Source organism: Paenibacillus sp. FSL R5-0341 (assembly GCF_037975235.1).
Taxonomy (GTDB): Bacteria; Bacillota; Bacilli; order Paenibacillales; family Paenibacillaceae; genus Paenibacillus; species Paenibacillus amylolyticus_A.
In genome coordinates this window covers 5,947,133-5,962,504 of record NZ_CP150241.1, presented here as the reverse complement: position 1 = coordinate 5,962,504, position 15,372 = coordinate 5,947,133, and the positions used below count along the sequence as shown (strand labels likewise).

Annotated in this window: 16 protein-coding genes; 4 read left to right on the top strand and 12 right to left on the bottom strand. The window is 42.5% G+C overall.

What is annotated here, in order from left to right; translation table 11 throughout:
- Positions 1–79: 79 nt before the first annotated feature.
- The 8 genes from MKX75_RS26865 to MKX75_RS26830 form a co-directional block, all read right to left on the bottom strand.
- Positions 80–1,567, bottom strand: coding sequence for an amino acid adenylation domain-containing protein (locus tag MKX75_RS26865; protein WP_339167499.1), 1,488 nt, complete (start codon positions 1,565–1,567; stop codon positions 80–82).
- 24 nt (positions 1,568–1,591) lie between these two features.
- A complete protein-coding gene (locus tag MKX75_RS26860; RefSeq protein WP_076332497.1) occupies positions 1,592–2,347 on the bottom strand; it encodes a HesA/MoeB/ThiF family protein in 756 nt (251 codons plus the stop codon).
- Between the two features lie 26 nt (positions 2,348–2,373).
- Entirely contained in the window at positions 2,374–2,649 is a 276-nt protein-coding gene (locus MKX75_RS26855) for an acyl carrier protein (RefSeq protein WP_076332498.1), read from the bottom strand.
- On the bottom strand, positions 2,639–3,670 hold the full coding sequence (locus MKX75_RS26850) for a hypothetical protein (protein WP_076332499.1): 1,032 nt from the start codon (positions 3,668–3,670) through the stop codon (positions 2,639–2,641). Before MKX75_RS26850 ends, MKX75_RS26855 begins: the two co-directional genes overlap by 11 nt.
- Position 3,671: 1 nt before the next feature.
- Entirely contained in the window at positions 3,672–3,944 is a 273-nt protein-coding gene (locus MKX75_RS26845) for a MoaD/ThiS family protein (RefSeq protein WP_076332500.1), read from the bottom strand.
- Positions 3,941–4,831: a formylglycine-generating enzyme family protein gene (locus tag MKX75_RS26840; protein ID WP_339167497.1), complete on the bottom strand. Its 891-nt coding sequence runs from the start codon at positions 4,829–4,831 to the stop codon at positions 3,941–3,943. Before MKX75_RS26840 ends, MKX75_RS26845 begins: the two co-directional genes overlap by 4 nt.
- Complete coding sequence (locus tag MKX75_RS26835; RefSeq protein WP_076332502.1) at positions 4,806–5,321, bottom strand: hypothetical protein; 516 nt, start codon at positions 5,319–5,321, stop codon at positions 4,806–4,808. The genes MKX75_RS26840 and MKX75_RS26835 overlap by 26 nt, the downstream gene beginning before the upstream one ends.
- Positions 5,322–5,843: 522 nt before the next feature.
- Positions 5,844–7,049: a methyltransferase domain-containing protein gene (locus tag MKX75_RS26830; RefSeq protein WP_076332503.1), complete on the bottom strand. Its 1,206-nt coding sequence runs from the start codon at positions 7,047–7,049 to the stop codon at positions 5,844–5,846.
- A gap of 259 nt (positions 7,050–7,308) precedes the next feature.
- On the opposite strand from MKX75_RS26830, the gene MKX75_RS26825 reads away from it, so the two are divergent.
- Entirely contained in the window at positions 7,309–7,809 is a 501-nt protein-coding gene (locus MKX75_RS26825; protein ID WP_076332504.1) for a GNAT family N-acetyltransferase, read from the top strand.
- 27 nt (positions 7,810–7,836) lie between these two features.
- A complete protein-coding gene (locus MKX75_RS26820; protein WP_339167495.1) occupies positions 7,837–8,625 on the top strand; it encodes an SDR family oxidoreductase in 789 nt (262 codons plus the stop codon).
- Between the two features lie 116 nt (positions 8,626–8,741).
- On the opposite strand, the gene MKX75_RS26815 is transcribed toward MKX75_RS26820, so the two are convergent.
- Complete coding sequence (locus MKX75_RS26815) at positions 8,742–9,290, bottom strand: GNAT family protein (RefSeq protein ID WP_036612698.1); 549 nt, start codon at positions 9,288–9,290, stop codon at positions 8,742–8,744.
- Positions 9,291–9,337: 47 nt separating this feature from the next.
- Positions 9,338–9,580 carry a DUF2164 domain-containing protein gene (locus tag MKX75_RS26810; protein WP_244988428.1) on the bottom strand — a complete coding sequence of 81 codons (243 nt, stop codon included), beginning with the start codon at positions 9,578–9,580 and terminating at the stop codon, positions 9,338–9,340.
- 280 nt (positions 9,581–9,860) lie between these two features.
- On the opposite strand from MKX75_RS26810, the gene MKX75_RS26805 reads away from it, so the two are divergent.
- On the top strand, positions 9,861–11,594 hold the full coding sequence (locus MKX75_RS26805; protein ID WP_062836905.1) for a glutamine--tRNA ligase/YqeY domain fusion protein: 1,734 nt from the start codon (positions 9,861–9,863) through the stop codon (positions 11,592–11,594).
- A gap of 666 nt (positions 11,595–12,260) precedes the next feature.
- Here the strand turns inward: MKX75_RS26805 and MKX75_RS26800 are convergent.
- Positions 12,261–13,454 (bottom strand): MFS transporter, encoded by a 1,194-nt coding sequence (locus MKX75_RS26800; protein ID WP_062836906.1) that lies wholly within the window; start codon positions 13,452–13,454, stop codon positions 12,261–12,263.
- A 162-nt stretch (positions 13,455–13,616) separates the two neighbouring features.
- Between MKX75_RS26800 and MKX75_RS26795 the strand changes: the two genes are divergently transcribed.
- On the top strand, positions 13,617–14,246 hold the full coding sequence (locus tag MKX75_RS26795; protein ID WP_339167493.1) for a molybdenum cofactor guanylyltransferase: 630 nt from the start codon (positions 13,617–13,619) through the stop codon (positions 14,244–14,246).
- Here the strand turns inward: MKX75_RS26795 and MKX75_RS26790 are convergent.
- Complete coding sequence (locus MKX75_RS26790; RefSeq protein ID WP_062836908.1) at positions 14,216–15,187, bottom strand: AraC family transcriptional regulator; 972 nt, start codon at positions 15,185–15,187, stop codon at positions 14,216–14,218. The genes MKX75_RS26795 and MKX75_RS26790 overlap by 31 nt on opposite strands.
- Positions 15,188–15,372: the final 185 nt, after the last annotated feature.

The following is a 15,372-nucleotide window of genomic DNA, read 5'->3' as shown; positions in this document are numbered from 1 at the left end:
CTTCTTAGTAAACTTTTTATGTTAATGTGTTCGCATTTGTAGGAAACTATAGTGTGGTGGTTAGGCAGAAGGGTTCCTTTTAAAAGGGTGAGTGTAATTTAGATTTATCAACTTTCCCACTGAAATTTAATGGGAATTTATAAAGTCTGATTAGATGATTGGGAACCATATAACTAGGCAGGTATGAGCATAGAAATTCCTTTATATGAATATTATTAATGGCTTCATCAGACAAGTAATAAGCGCATAGATGATCTTGATTTTGAGAGTCCTTAACTACTTTTACACACGCATCTAATATTTCAGGATATGTTTTTAGATAATACTCAATTTCACCTATTTCAATACGATAACCTCTAATTTTTATCTGATCATCAATTCTACCTAAATAGATTAAATCATTGTTGTTAGTTAGCTTGGCCTGATCGCCTGTTCTATACAAACGTTTACCTAAAGCTTCGCAGAATATAAACTTTTTATTGGTCATTTCGTCGTTATTTAAGTATCCGATTGCTAAGTTAATTCCAGCAATACATAATTCACCAGTCTGCCCAGCTGGTAACTCATTCAGGTTTGCATCCATGACATAAGTTTCACAGTTTTGTATAGCCTTGCCGATAGGTATGGATTCGATTTCTTCCATATTAGTTCTCTTCCATAAAGTAGCACATATCGTGGTTTCTGTAGGTCCATAAGCATTCACGTACTCAAATTTAGACCATTTTTTTACTAGGTCTGAAGAAATTTGCGAACCAGCCGTAATTACCGTTTTTATGTGTTCTATGTTAGAAGGATTAAGGTATGCGAGATAAGCAGGTCCAAGGGTTAATATGGATATTTTATTGATATTCAGATAATTTTCAAAATGTCTAGGATTCATAATAATATTTTGTGGGACAATGTGCAGGCTAGCTCCTGTAAAAAAGGCCATAAATATCTCCCAGATTGAAGCATCAAAAGATATACTCGCAAATTGCAGTACTCTATCATGCTGCTGTATATCTAAATCATTTGTAAATACAGATGTTAAATTACTTAAACCTTCATGTTTTGTTACTACCCCCTTAGGTTTTCCTGTTGAACCAGAAGTATAGATAATATAAGCGGGATCAGATTTTTTTATATCCACTAAAGATAAATCATTATATTGGGGGAGTTTTAATATATCATCAATAACAATCAAGCTATTTGTTCTATTCTTATAATTAACCTCTAATTTTCGGGATGTTAAAATATGCACTGCTTCACTGTCTTTAAGCATATATTCGATTCTTGCAATTGGAAGAGAAGGGTCGATCGGTAAAAAGACCCCACCAATTCTGAGAATAGCCAGCATTGCAGTAACAGTTTCTACAGAGCGCTCATGAATAATGGCGATCACTTCATTCTTTTTAAAATGATGTTGTGTTTTTAGCCAATGTGCCAGATTATTCACAGTTCTATCAAGATCATTATAAGTTAAGAAATTATTTTCATCTTTAATTGCCAATTTACTTGAATTATTTTTTGATGTTTCCTGAAACAAAAGATTAACATTGGAAGTAGCTGGGGTATGAATTTCTTTCACTTATAGTTTCCTTTCTTTGATGTATTATTTATGAGAACATATAGGACAATCGGGATTCTTTTTAATATCAATTTTTCTTATTGTTGTAGACAATAGATCGAAATAGATCAATTTGTTAGTAAGAGGTTCACCAATTTTCAGTAGATACTTAATTGTTTCTGTAGCTTGAAGAACTCCGACCAAGCCTGGAGTCATGCCGATAACACCAAACTCTTGCTTTTTTACGTCAACGGGTGATTCGGGATATAGGCATCGATAACAAGGTCCTTTTCCAGGTTCAATGAGCATGATCTGTCCTTCGAAATGAAAGATACTTCCTTCAATTAATGGTGTCCCATGCTCTACGCATATATCATTTAACATATATCTAGTTTCTAAATTATCTACAGCGTTAACAACAATATCGAATTCTGAGACAATATGGAGAGCATTTTCTCTTACAAGTCTATCTCTTGAGATATCGATTGAAATATTTGGGTTAAGTTCGCTCAACGTTTGTTTAGCTGATTCTGCCTTGTTTTGATTGATATTTGTGTACCCATGAAGGACTTGTCTATTCAAATTAGTTAGTTCAACATTGTCATTATCATAAACTTTAATGTGACCAATACCTGCGGCTGCCAAGTATAGGAGTAAGGGAGAACCAATACCTCCTGCTCCAATGACTAATACTTTTGATTTTTTAAGAATTTTTTGGCCTTCTTCTCCAATTTCCGGCAAAATTAATTGTCTTCTATAACGCAGTTTCTCTTTTTCTGTTAGTGAGTTAATTGTTGTCATTTAAATCTAGGCCCCTTCGGCGTTTATTATATTTCATAAAATCCAACAAAATTACTTTCATTCTCTCTTAGTAATTTTAAAAGACCTTCTATACTACTAATTGAAGCAGGATCGAATTGCTCGTAATCAAACTCAATTTGTAGTTGCTCCTCAAGTTTCATTACAAGTGATATTGTGGACATAGAATCAAACCCCAACTGATTTAGAGGAGTACATATATACTGTTCGAAATTATTCTCAACTTCTTTCAGTACATCCTCTGGAATAAGCCCGTGAAGAAGGTTCATCACATTATTTTTCATAATTATCTCCCTCTATCAATGCTCTTAAGACCACTAATAACGATTCTTGTAAATGACTAATATTCAAAATTAATTTGTCTAGGGACTTAAGGTACAAATCAAGCGATTTTTGGCCGGGCTTTTTTACAACTACACTTGAAAAAAATTGAAGTTTATTAAGACAATCATTGATATTGTAAACTTGAAATTCAAGAATACTACTTATTTCTTTTGTTATATGAATTTTCGAGTGTATTATATACTTGACTAGTTGTACAAGAGGATGAATTTTACTTTTTATCTGCTTACTCAAAATTTGTTGGTCAATTTTTGTGATAGATGCAGTTAGAAACCGAGAAGTGTGTTCTTCAATGAATTTTTTTAGATCATGTAGTCCAGACTGCGAGCATGGAATCCTTATTGAGTTTTTTTCTATACCCTCCTCATTAATCTTCAACCCATAAAGATTGAGAAAGATAAACTTTATATTCTCAATTATATTATTATTTTTCAATCTATTCAGTACTTCAGAATACTCATATGCTGATAGTTCTACTAGGTTGTTATCAATATAAAGCTTTGTTTTGAAAGTTTCTAAATTCATACATCTCCTAGTAGTTTGATTAGCTTCGTTGATATGAGTATAAACAATTTGTTCATCATTAATATCTTCGATGAGTACGGTGGTATAGTAAGTGGACTTATCCAGATGTTTCATTTCCATAGTCAATGATACAAAGTTATTCTGGGCGAATAGTTTATAGAGAAGTTCTATTACTTCCGTTACTTCTACTAAATGTACTTGTCTAATATAATTGTTTAGAAACTCCTCTAGCCCATTAACCAAAGGCAAAAACGGCTCGCCTGAAGTATTAAAAGTCCACCCTACAAACCTATCCAAGTAAAGAAGTGGGTAGCTCTCTAATTGATATACTTGTGTAAATAGATAGTGATACGTTCGCTCATAACATACATAGCCTAGAGCTTCTTCAACATATTCTTGAGGAAGAACTCTCGAATTTAATTTTTTTGAATTGCTCATATTAACCACCAGCAAACTGTAAAATGATATTTAATTCATCATCTTGCTTAAACTGAATTACTTTGTAATCTTCAAATTTAATTAAATTATCGTTTAAAACAAACAATACATTTCTTTTAGTAGTGCCATTTGATTCCCATAACTTTTCCTTTAATGCTGGAAAGCTAGATGCCAAATAATTTTCGAGTTCTGCCAAATCCGTTACTTCTACTTGTATTTCTTGTTGATTTCTAGCTAAAGATGTTAAGAATTGCGGCAAGATTACTGTAATCATTGAATTTGTCCTCCTTCATGTTTAACTAACCTAAAACCAAGATCATAAGCATGAAATGATGCAGGTTCATGATGCCTGAAATTATTTCTGCACATATCTATAAATGAATGAAAACTTCCTCCTCGACAGACTCTGTTTTCTCCATCATTTATATTTACGGGGTTATGAGAGGCAGTTTTTGAATAATAATTAGAGTTATAAGTGTCCAAACACCATTCCCAAACATTACCGTTAATATCATATAAGCCATAATTGTTCTGCTTCTTTTGGCCGATTACATGCAATTTACCTCCAGAATTATCACTAAACCATGCGTAATCAATTAGAGAATGTTCGTCAGTTGGATAGTGATGATTTTTCCCTCCTTTTGCTGCATATTCCCACTCTGCTTCGGTTGGTAGATCAGTATTACACCAAATTGCAAACATAAAACTGTCGTACCAAGTTATACTAGTTGCAGGATAATTTTGAGGGGCGTCTTGATAATCAGGATCAAACTCTTTATACAAACTAGTTGAAACTGGAATTGACATCATTTTATAGGGTGAGAGGTATACCTCATGTAAAGGCTCTTCTCCACAATATAAGTATTCAGCCTCTTTGTGATTCCCCATATTAAATGTGCCCCCAGGTAATTCAATCATCCATTTAGCTATCAATTCTTTATAGCGTTTTTCATTATCCTTATAAAATCTTGTATATAGAATTTCTTCTTTAATGTGTAAAGGTAAGTCTCTAAGCAATTGGTAAGCTTCATAAAGAACATGATTATTTGTTACTACAGGTTTTCCAAATCGATTAACAGAGAAGATTGTTCTAAGGAATTGGACAAGCTCATCTTCATTATACGATTTACTCATCTCAGTAAAATGTATAGCTTGCTTCATTTTGGTCCTCCTGTTCTGCCAACTCAATTTTAATTTCTTTTACTTGTTTATCAGGGCTTACTTCAAAAACTCTGATTTGGGGATATTCTAATGTCCGTAAAGAGATTAGAAGATGCCAAACACTAGATGAGGGATGTAGATCGACATCTACCCTTGCTAATATAGCGGGGTGTCGTTGATGACTGTGGAATACCCCCACTTTGAAAAACTTATTTTGTCGAATATACTTTTCGATCTTAATAGTTTCTTCTGGAGAAGTTAAAAATCCGGCATCATCATGATCTTTGTAGTAATTTCCATAAGATGAGAAATAGTCTAAGAAAGAACCTCGTACATCTTCTTGCATAATTATGTACTCAGAAGGCTCACCAGCTGGCTCTGTTGATAAAAAGTAGCCATATGCTTTTTTAGGGAATTGTTTTTTTACATCTCTTATAAAATTCAATAACAGCTGTTTCTCAAACTTAATTTTCCGATGATTTTCGGTCATTAAAGGAGCACACCACCTTTACTTATAAATTTAGGAATAAATATTTACGCAGAATTTACGTAGGTTTTACAAATTCGTTAATATTTCCATTATTATACAGTCGTATTCAAAAAAACTTCTATGTGATTGTATATATCTTACAATTTTAAAAAATGGTATAATGATTATTTGATGTTAATACATGGATCTCTTACTCGGGTTTTACATTCAAATTCTGCTTAAACCAATGAGTATCTATTAAAAAGGTAAGTGTTACTTGATTACAGGATAACAATGCTTTAGAAACACACTATGTATTCATAGAAAGGTTGTTCCACGACGATATTTATTTCAGCATAAAAATCACGGAAGACACCGCGGGAAAACTCAAAAAAAACTCAAAAAACTCCACTATTTTCATCATTGTGGAGTCTTTTTTTATACATATGAAGGAGACGTACTTTGAAGCGTTTTGTGAGGGAGAACACATTGTCCTAATGTAAATCTATTTATTTCATTTGTACGCTCTTGGTGTTTCGATGTTCACCGCAGCGGAACTGCCAGCAACGTATGCAACAGCTCATTATGCCGCACATGCTTGGTTACGTAGCCCTGTTGCTCCAGCCAGCCGCATAGCTCACCTAGCAGAGGGAAGTGACGTTCGCGCAAGGCACTCAGCTGTTCCTCGTGTCCTGTGGTTTCTGCCTGCTGAATATAGGAATCACGGTGAGTCGCATCAACAAACATTAGATCAGTTAGACCGATACGCCCGCGTGAGGTTAAAACCCGCTGCATCTCCTGTAATGCCAGTAGTTGCTGGTCTGGACTCAGATGATGGAAGGCGAAGCTGGATACAACAAAGTCGAAGGAATGATCAGCAAAAGGCAGCGCCAGGAAATTACCAAGTTTCACATGCATCTCAGGATATTTGGTACGACATCTGCGCAGCATCTCCCGGGATTGGTCGATTGCGGTCATGTCTGCGCCGTGCTGTAGCAGTTTCCCAGCCAGATTACCTGTGCCTGTACCAATATCGAGTCCTTTCTCACCAAGAGCGGGAGAGATCCAATGAGCTGTCTGTTCGAGCGCTTCGTCATAGTTGTGATATAGATAAAAGGAAGACTGTACCGTATCATTGGAATCGTCTGGCGTGGAATGATCTCTATCTGCATTATGGTGTGGATGTGAAACTTCAATCTCATCGCTTATAGGCGAGGGGGTGTCTGAATGATGTCTGCCCTCTGAATTGGCTTGTCCAGTACTGACTCTGCTTGCTGCTTGCACTCGCTGATCATGGATGGCTGCCTGCGTATCATAATTCCACCGATCATGCCAGTTCTGCCGTGCTTCACGCAGGCGACGCGCACTGTCTGCAAGGTCGTGCAGATGGCTGACATCCAGCGGACCGTCCTGACGATTCAGGTCTATCATGCGCTGGGTTGTATCCATCATCCGTTTCAGCTCTATCCACTGGGCATACATGACGGCCTGTTGCAGCTCCAGATATTCTTCCAGCCGCTGCTGGTTCCCCTGATCAATCTCTCCTAGCGCGTGTGTGATATCCTGCAGGGACATGCCAATCTCACGCAGCGCAGCAATGGTCTGAAGCCGCCAGATATCATTTTCGGTATAGGTACGATACCCGTTATTGGACTGTTTGGCGGGTAGAATTAATCCTTTTTCCTCATAAAAACGAATGGCTCTCGCCGATATACCAAGCCTGCTTGCGGCCTCTTTGATATTCATCATGCATCCCCTCCTTATCGAACCAGTATAAACCATGACGTTACGGCAAGGTTAAGCGTTTATTTCATTTTGCGAAAAGGTTCAATATCGAGTGGAATTTTAGTCGAAGCTGAGGCTATGCTACAATATATAGAGCAAAGAATTATAATCAGTGAAGCGAACGAACGATATATTTTAAGTTTTTAATAATCTTCATTTTCTAAACTTTCCCGACGTTGTAACGTACAGCGTTGTCGACTATAGCACGAAAGGTTGAATCATTATGCTTACCAGCCATATATTTACGATTCGTCCATCCGAAATTAAAGATGCCGCCCAGCTAATGGAGTTGGACACCCTGGTATGGGACCAATATACCTCTCCTGCACCGATGCATTGGCGCTCCAGACAGCAATATCTGCAGCATTGTCCGCCAGGCAGCCAATTGATTGCGGTGCAGGGAGAGCGGGTATGTGGTTATGTGGGCTTTCAACCAGCCACAGGTATGCCCGTCAACCGTCATGTCTACGAGATTCATATTGCGGTTCATCCTCATGATCGGCGTTGTGGCATTGCTACAGCGTTGATGGATGCCATCAAGCAGCATGCGATCGAACAAGGCGTTCGCAAGCTCAGGCTGCGCGTACTTTCCAGTAATCCGGGAGCGATTACGTTTTATACACAGTGTGGATTCGTGACAGAAGGCAGGTTGGTATCCGAGTTTTATATCGGCGGCAAGTATGTGGATGATATTCTTATGGGTTATTTTATCCAGACCAAATAGAGATGTAGCAGAGGAGGAGGAACAACGATGGACATGGGACTTCAAGGTAAAAAAGCACTGGTGCTGGCTTCCAGTCGAGGGCTGGGCAAAGCGGTAGCCGCTCAATTGGCAGCAGAAGGTGCTGATGTCATGCTCGCCAGCCGAAGCGAAGAAAAGCTCGCAGCAGTGAAGCAGGAGCTTCTGGAGCTTGGTGGTGGAGGACGTGTGGAATATTGTGCAACCGATGTGACACGCAAGGAAGATATTGAGGCTCTGATTCACAAGACAGCAGAAATGTTCGGACAGATTGATATTCTGGTGAACAATTCGGGTGGACCTCCATCGGGTTCATTTGAGTCACTGACGGATGAGGATTGGGAACGTGCATTCGAATTAAATGTGCTCAGTTATGTCAGGCTGATTCGTGGTGCTCTTCCCTATATGAAAGAAAGCGGAGGACACATTGTCAATATCGCTTCAACTTCGGTGAAACAGCCGATTCCGGGTCTGGTGCTGTCCAACACGTTCCGTACCGGCGTTTTCGGATTGGCGAAGACCTTGTCTCAAGAGCTGGCTCCATACGGTATTTTGATCAACACTGTCGCGCCAGGGCGTATTGCAACAGACCGTATTCGTGAGCTGGATGCAGCACGGGCAGAGCAGAATGGAATCAGTGAGGAAGAGGTCTCTGACCAATTCCGTAAAGAGATTCCACTCGGACGTTACGGTCAACCGGAGGAGTTTGCCAAAGCGGTGGTATTCCTGTTATCCGGGGCCAATACGTACATTACAGGCACCTCATTAATCGTGGATGGTGGCATGGTCCGAGCCCTATAAAAGTTATTAATACAATAACATAAATACCCTCTGTCACCACATTCCGTGGAGAAGAGGGTATTCCTGTTATTCTGATATGTTGGGAGAGATCACTCCCGATTCATTATGTAGGCGAATTAGCGCAAAAGTTCCCATTCATGCTGAAGCATGCCGTATACTGCATGGTTCACGTATCCTTTAGGCAGCTTCTCTGCCTGACGAATGACACCTTCGAGAACGAATCCGAGTCTTTCAGGGATGGCACGACTCCGTTTGTTGTTCGTTGCCGAGCGAATCTCGACGCGATTCAGATCCAGGGTCACCAGTGCATAGTCTACCAGAACGCGACAAGCGCTTGTCATCAAGCCCTGACCCTCAAAGCCTTTGCCAAGCCAGTATCCGATGCTCACCGAGCGGTTGGTCCAGTTAATCTCGTGGAATCCGATGACGCCGGCTAGATCCCCTTTTGACCATACTCCGGCGGTGAAGCCGCCATTCTCGGCACCTTGTTTTAACGCGTTGGTAATGAAGTTTGAGGTGTGTTCCACTTCTGTCACATGATCTACCCACGGCAACCAATGTCTTAGTTGATCCCGCGAACGATCCGTCAGTTCGAACAGCGGTTTGGTATGTTCCATGGCCAGTGGCCGGAGTTCGGTATATTCATCCAATGAATAGGTAAACATGAATGCAACCTTCTTTCTTTGTATAGTATAGGTTTATTTTTGGTGGATTAACGGGAAGTCTTAGGCAACTTTTGCTCCAGTGCAAACAGGTCTTCTTCCATTGAGGCCATGCGTTGATTGACCGTTGTGCGTGCGTCACGGAGTGCCTGATTATATATGTAGGGAGCGAGCTGTGTCATGAACAGGTCGAGGACACCCCAAGCGGCCAGATCACCCAGTTCTTCGCCACGTTCCTCTTCGAAATACGACTGAATGGTGCGAATGGCTTCATCCTGCTGTTCTTTGGTCAGTTTAAGCGAGCTCGTTGGAATGGGAAACCCTCCCTTAAATTTGTTTTTACTATCATGCTACATGATTCGAGCGAACCCGTCAAAATGGTTTTGGGCCTATTTATGCACGGCTGATCCTGACTTTGGTGCCGTTCTTTATTGAACTCCTCCCCCGTTAAAGGTATATTTAAATGAAACGCGTACGAAACTTTCCAAGAAAACAGTTTTTTTCAGGAAATGACTTCGTTATAAAGGAATTATAGCCGGAATTGCTGCAATTCCCGAAAGCTCCAATCAATTCATGAAAGGTTTGATACCTGTGGACAATCGTACAACCCCACCTAACTTTATCAAAAATATTATTACCGAAGATCTCCGGTCAGGGAAAGTCCAGGAAGTTATTACCCGTTTTCCTCCGGAACCGAACGGTTATCTGCATATCGGCCATGCCAAGGCGATCTGGATTAACTTTACGCTGGGCGGCGAATTTGGCGGCAAAACGAATCTGCGCTTTGATGACACGAATCCGGTCAAGGAAGATGTAGAGTACGTTCAATCAATTCAGGAAGACGTGAAATGGCTCGGATACGAGTGGAACGAGAAACGTTTTGCCTCGGATTATTTTGATGAGATGTACAAGCGTGCTGTCTTGTTGATTGAAAAAGGAAAAGCCTACATCGACGACCAAAGCGCCGATGAAATCCGTCAAATGCGCGGAACGCTGACGGAGCCGGGCAAGAACAGCCCGTACCGTGATCGTTCGGTGGAAGAGAATCTCGACCTGTTCACACGCATGCGTGCAGGCGAATTCAAGAACGGAGAGAAAGTGCTGCGTGCCAAGATCGATATGTCTGCACCGAATATCAACCTGCGCGATCCGGTTATTTACCGGATTTCACATGCACATCATCATAACACCGGCGACAAATGGTGTATCTATCCAATGTACGCCTTTGCTCACCCGCTCGAAGATGCCATTGAAGGTGTAACACATTCCCTCTGCTCCCTGGAATTCGAGGATCAACGCCCGTTCTACGATTGGGTTATTGCGGAATGTGAGATGGAGAGCCAACCACGTCAATACGAATTTGGCCGCCTGAACCTGTCCCAGATGGTGACAAGCAAGCGGAAGCTGAAACTGCTCGTGGACGAAGGACATGTGGATGGATGGGATGATCCACGCATGCCAACGATTTCGGGTCTGCGCCGTCGGGGATATACACCGGAAGCCATTCGTGATTTCGTATTCGAGACAGGCATTTCGAAGAGCCAAGGGGTTATCGACCTGCAAACGCTGGAGCATTTTGTACGTGAAGACTTGAAACTGAAAGCTCCGCGCACAATGGCTGTCCTGCACCCGCTCAAAGTGGTCATTACCAACTACCCTGAAGGGCAAGTCGAATGGCTTGAAGCAGAGAACAATGTGGAGAACCCAGAGATGGGCAATCGCCAAATTCCGTTCTCCCGTGAGATTTATATTGAACAAGACGATTTCATGGAAAATCCGCCGAACAAATACTTCCGTTTGTTCCCTGGCAACGAAGTTCGTCTGAAACATGCATACTTCATCAAATGTAATGATGTGATCAAGGATGCAGAAGGTAATGTAACCGAGATTCATTGTACCTATGATGTAGAGACGAAGAGCGGCAGTGGCTTCACTGGCCGTAAAGTCAAAGGAACAATCCACTGGGTAGAAGCGACTCAAGCGGTACCTGCTGAATTCCGTCTGTATGAGCCTTTGATCCTGGATGAAGCACCGGAAGCAGAGGTAGAAGTGGCAGTAGCTGGGGCTGAAGCTGAGGTTGTGGAAGAGCAACCGGAGAAAACGTTCCTGGATCAATTGAACCCGAACTCCCTTGAGATTGTTAACGGGTTTGTGGAACAAGAGATGAAGGAAGCAAACGCTCAGGATAAATTCCAATTCTTCCGTCACGGTTACTTTAGTGTAGATCCAAAACACTCCGAGCCAGGTCGTCCGGTATTTAACCGGGTCGTATCCCTGAAGAGCTCGTTCCAACTGCCAAAAGCATAAGGTCGCTGGATGAACTGAAGATCTGTTCACCAGAGTTGTGGTAAGCAGCCGAGTTAAAAGTTAAAGAAAGGGCATCCTTCGTCACGATCATGGCGAAAGATGCCCTTTTGTTTTTCTGGGTATAGTCAGGTCCAGTTTTAGACTTAGTAATACAATTTCGCACGAACATGAACATGAGCGTGTGCAGAAGGATGAATGTACGTATGGGATAAGAATCAAACGAACTAGGACACGCTATTTAAGTGTATTCGGGCATTCCAGCAACGTAACGAATCGTAGACACCTTATTTCCTCATTTGGCTTGTCTTTTTTTGATTTTCAGCGTCTTTTATGCGAAATAACGTGGCTGAGATTCCTTAGCTTTAGAATTACGTGAAATTAGTGCAAATAAGGCGTCTAAGGTTCGTTAGGGGCAACAAACCTTAGACGCCTATTCTCTTTTACTGCACCTATTCTTAATCTTTTGTTTCGGTTTTTTGTACGCTGATGTTACACCCTAACGGAGAGGACAGAAATAACCTGAAGAAGCGAAGCGTTCGCCTTTATCTCCGGATTTTACCCTTTGAAAAGGGAATCAAAAAAATCCGGGGATAACAGCGATCGAAAGATTGTTCTGTCCTCGTAGTGCTCCAGTGGAAATCTCTTTCAACTTTTTCAAACAAATGATTATCTATCCTCATCCATACTACCCATCTCCGTCAACACAACCGGCTGATAGCCGTTGCGGCGATTCGACAACCACATGATGCCGAATCCCACCGCGCCGATGAGCGAGAAGAATACGCCGATGCTATACATGATTTCCGCACCGAAGCTTTGGAACAACCAGCCGCCGAACAGACCGGCAATCACGCCGGAGAGACCGCCCCAGGCCATCGTGTAGACCGCTTGACCGGAGGAACGATAGGGTCTTGGAATGAACAACATGGTCAATTGCGTACCCACATAGAAGTACCCACCGAATGTAATGGAGTGCATCAGCTGAATGAATACAATTTCCATCGGATTGGTAGCCAATGCCATGAGCTGCCAGCGCAGTGCAAACAGCAGACTGATCAGGATGAGCGATGCCAGGAGCATGCTCATTTTGCGTTTGAGCAAGCGGTCGAGCAGCAGGAATACACCGACTTCGAGAATGGATGAGGTGAAAATGGCCCAGCCGACCATCTGTTTGTCGCCACCCATCTCTACAATATATAGCGACATAAATGTACTGTTCATCGCATTGGGCACCGATACGAGTACACCCAGGCCGATAAATGTCATAAAATACGGATTGAACATGACTTTGCCAAACCGCCGAAAAGTAACCACGGGGGTATCCGAAGCGATCGGCTGTCTGGGCAGAAATACGGATAATACAAAGGCTGCGGCAATCATGCACGCAAAGATAATGGATACACTGCCGATGCCAAAACGGTCAATGAGCGGTCCAGCAGCGACAGCAGTCAGCGCCCAGCCGAGTGAACCCCAGAGCCGGAATGCCCCAAATTTCTGGCTCGTACCATCGATATATCCGAGAATCAGACTGTTCGTCTGGGCGAATAATGGACTCTGAAAAAAATAAAAGAAAATCATGGCTACATAGATCCACGTATAACTGGGCGCATAGAACACACCCTGGGCGAGCACAAATGTGCCTCCCATCATAATCATCAGGATGATGCGAATATTGCGAGATTTATCGCTCCAGAAGCCCCAGAACGGGTTGGCGAACAAGGATACAAAGGGTCCAATCGCCATCAGACTGCCAATTTCCAGTTTGGTCATACCAATCTCTTGCAGGTAGAGCTGCAGGAATCCGGCGAAGATAGAAATGGCGCCATATATGAAAAAGTTATATAGTTTCAGAGAAACCAATGAGGGATTGCCTCTTGAAGGTACAGGTCTGTCCAATTAAGCCATTCCTTTCAAATGCATATTGTTCAATGTATCATTTGTTGAAAGGGGATTCAATCTATAGAAAATGTTGATCGATTGATATAACAAGCCCACATCGTTATCAGAAGGGAGCAATACATCATGAGCGCGAGGGAATGGACAGGCATCATATTGGCAGGAGGTTTATCCAGTCGCATGGGGACCAACAAGGCCATGCTGGAACTGAACGGTTCCGTTGTACTGCAACATGTCACAAAGGCCATGAGACCCGCCGTATCCCGTATCATCGTGGCTGCTGGACCCAACGTGACAACCTACGGCGAAATGGGCTACGACTGCGTCCAAGATCACTATCCGGGGAAGGGACCACTCGCGGGTCTTCACGCGGCCTTGGAGGCTTCCGGTACGGAATGGAATCTGGTCTGCGCCTGCGATATGCCGCTCCTGCAAACGTCATTTTTTGATGGGATAAAAAAGCTGGCCGGGTCGCATGACTCTTATTCTGCTATCGTTCCACGTGTGGATGGGCGTGTCCATCCCCTTGCAGGTGCGTATCACAGGCATGTGCTCCCTGATCTGGAGCAGCGCCTGATGCAGGATCATCTTCGAGTCATGCGATGGCTTGAAGAGATCGGTTGCTGTTATGTCGAAGCCGAAGAGCTTGAGAGAGCGGGCGTTCATCAAGTTGCGATGCAATTGAGTAATATGAACACGCCGGAAGAATACGAACGTATCCGTAATCAAGATTCTGGGCTCGATTCAGATCTGTAGGATACAGGATCGCCAGAAGCATCTGCATGATGATTGCGATATTGAAGCGGGCTTTGGCCTGTCCAACGTTTGAATTGTCTGCTGAAATGAGACAGGTGAGTATAGCCGAGCTTCCACGCAATTTCACCGAGTGACAGCTCGGGCTGTTCGATCAGCACTTTGGCCTCCTGCAACTTCAAGCTGGACAGGTATGCCCTGGGCGATCTCCCATATACCTTTCGAAAGACCTGCAAACCATATCCCGGACTGATGCCAAACGAGGAGATAATCTGCTCCACTTTGACCGTGGATACACTGTCTTCCTTGGTTCGAAGCTGGGCATAGAAGGCCTGCTTGATCGCCTCGGCTATAGCTCCTGCATAATGCATGGCGGTAGGGGCTGGCGCGTGTGAAGCAGCAACGGAAGAAGCGGCCTCCGGTTTGTTATCAGCGGCTTGGGACAACAGGGCGAACAGTTCAAACATGCGTGCCTGCATGATCATTTTGTCGGTGGATGTATAGGCCTCAGATACGTTAATCATGCCCATCCAACTCTCCAGCACAACGCGCATCTTCCTGTTATCTGTCGTACCTGCTGCGTAGATTTGGCTATGCTGTGACATCAGCTTCAGAGTGAAGACCGGATCATCCACATTAAAATGAGCGCTGAAATAAGTCATGCCTTTCGTGGATACACATTGATTCGTATGTTTGAACCCGGGAGGGATGAGAAGAATGGAACCTTCCTCTACGGTATAGGTATAACCATGAATCACACTTTCTTGTGTGCCTTCGATAATCAACATAATCTCAAAGCCCGGATGTGATTCCTCCGGCATCGCCCATCCATAGGGAACTTGTTGGCTGTGCGCGCCATAAAATTTGATGTTACAGTCGATAATAGGCAGCCAATGGGCCAACGTATGGTGAGGCATTTCTCGGAGCTGTGATCGAATATCCATAACATTCACCTCGGAAAAGGGTAAAAACAACTCGCCTTGTACAATCGGCACCTTTAGTATACTTCATTATAATCAGTTTAACGCAACCATGGATAATCCATGGTACGAATCAGCATTTGAAGGGGTTACTGAACAATCCAAGTTCCTCAACCGATAATAATGTAAACGCTACCATTATGGGTTGG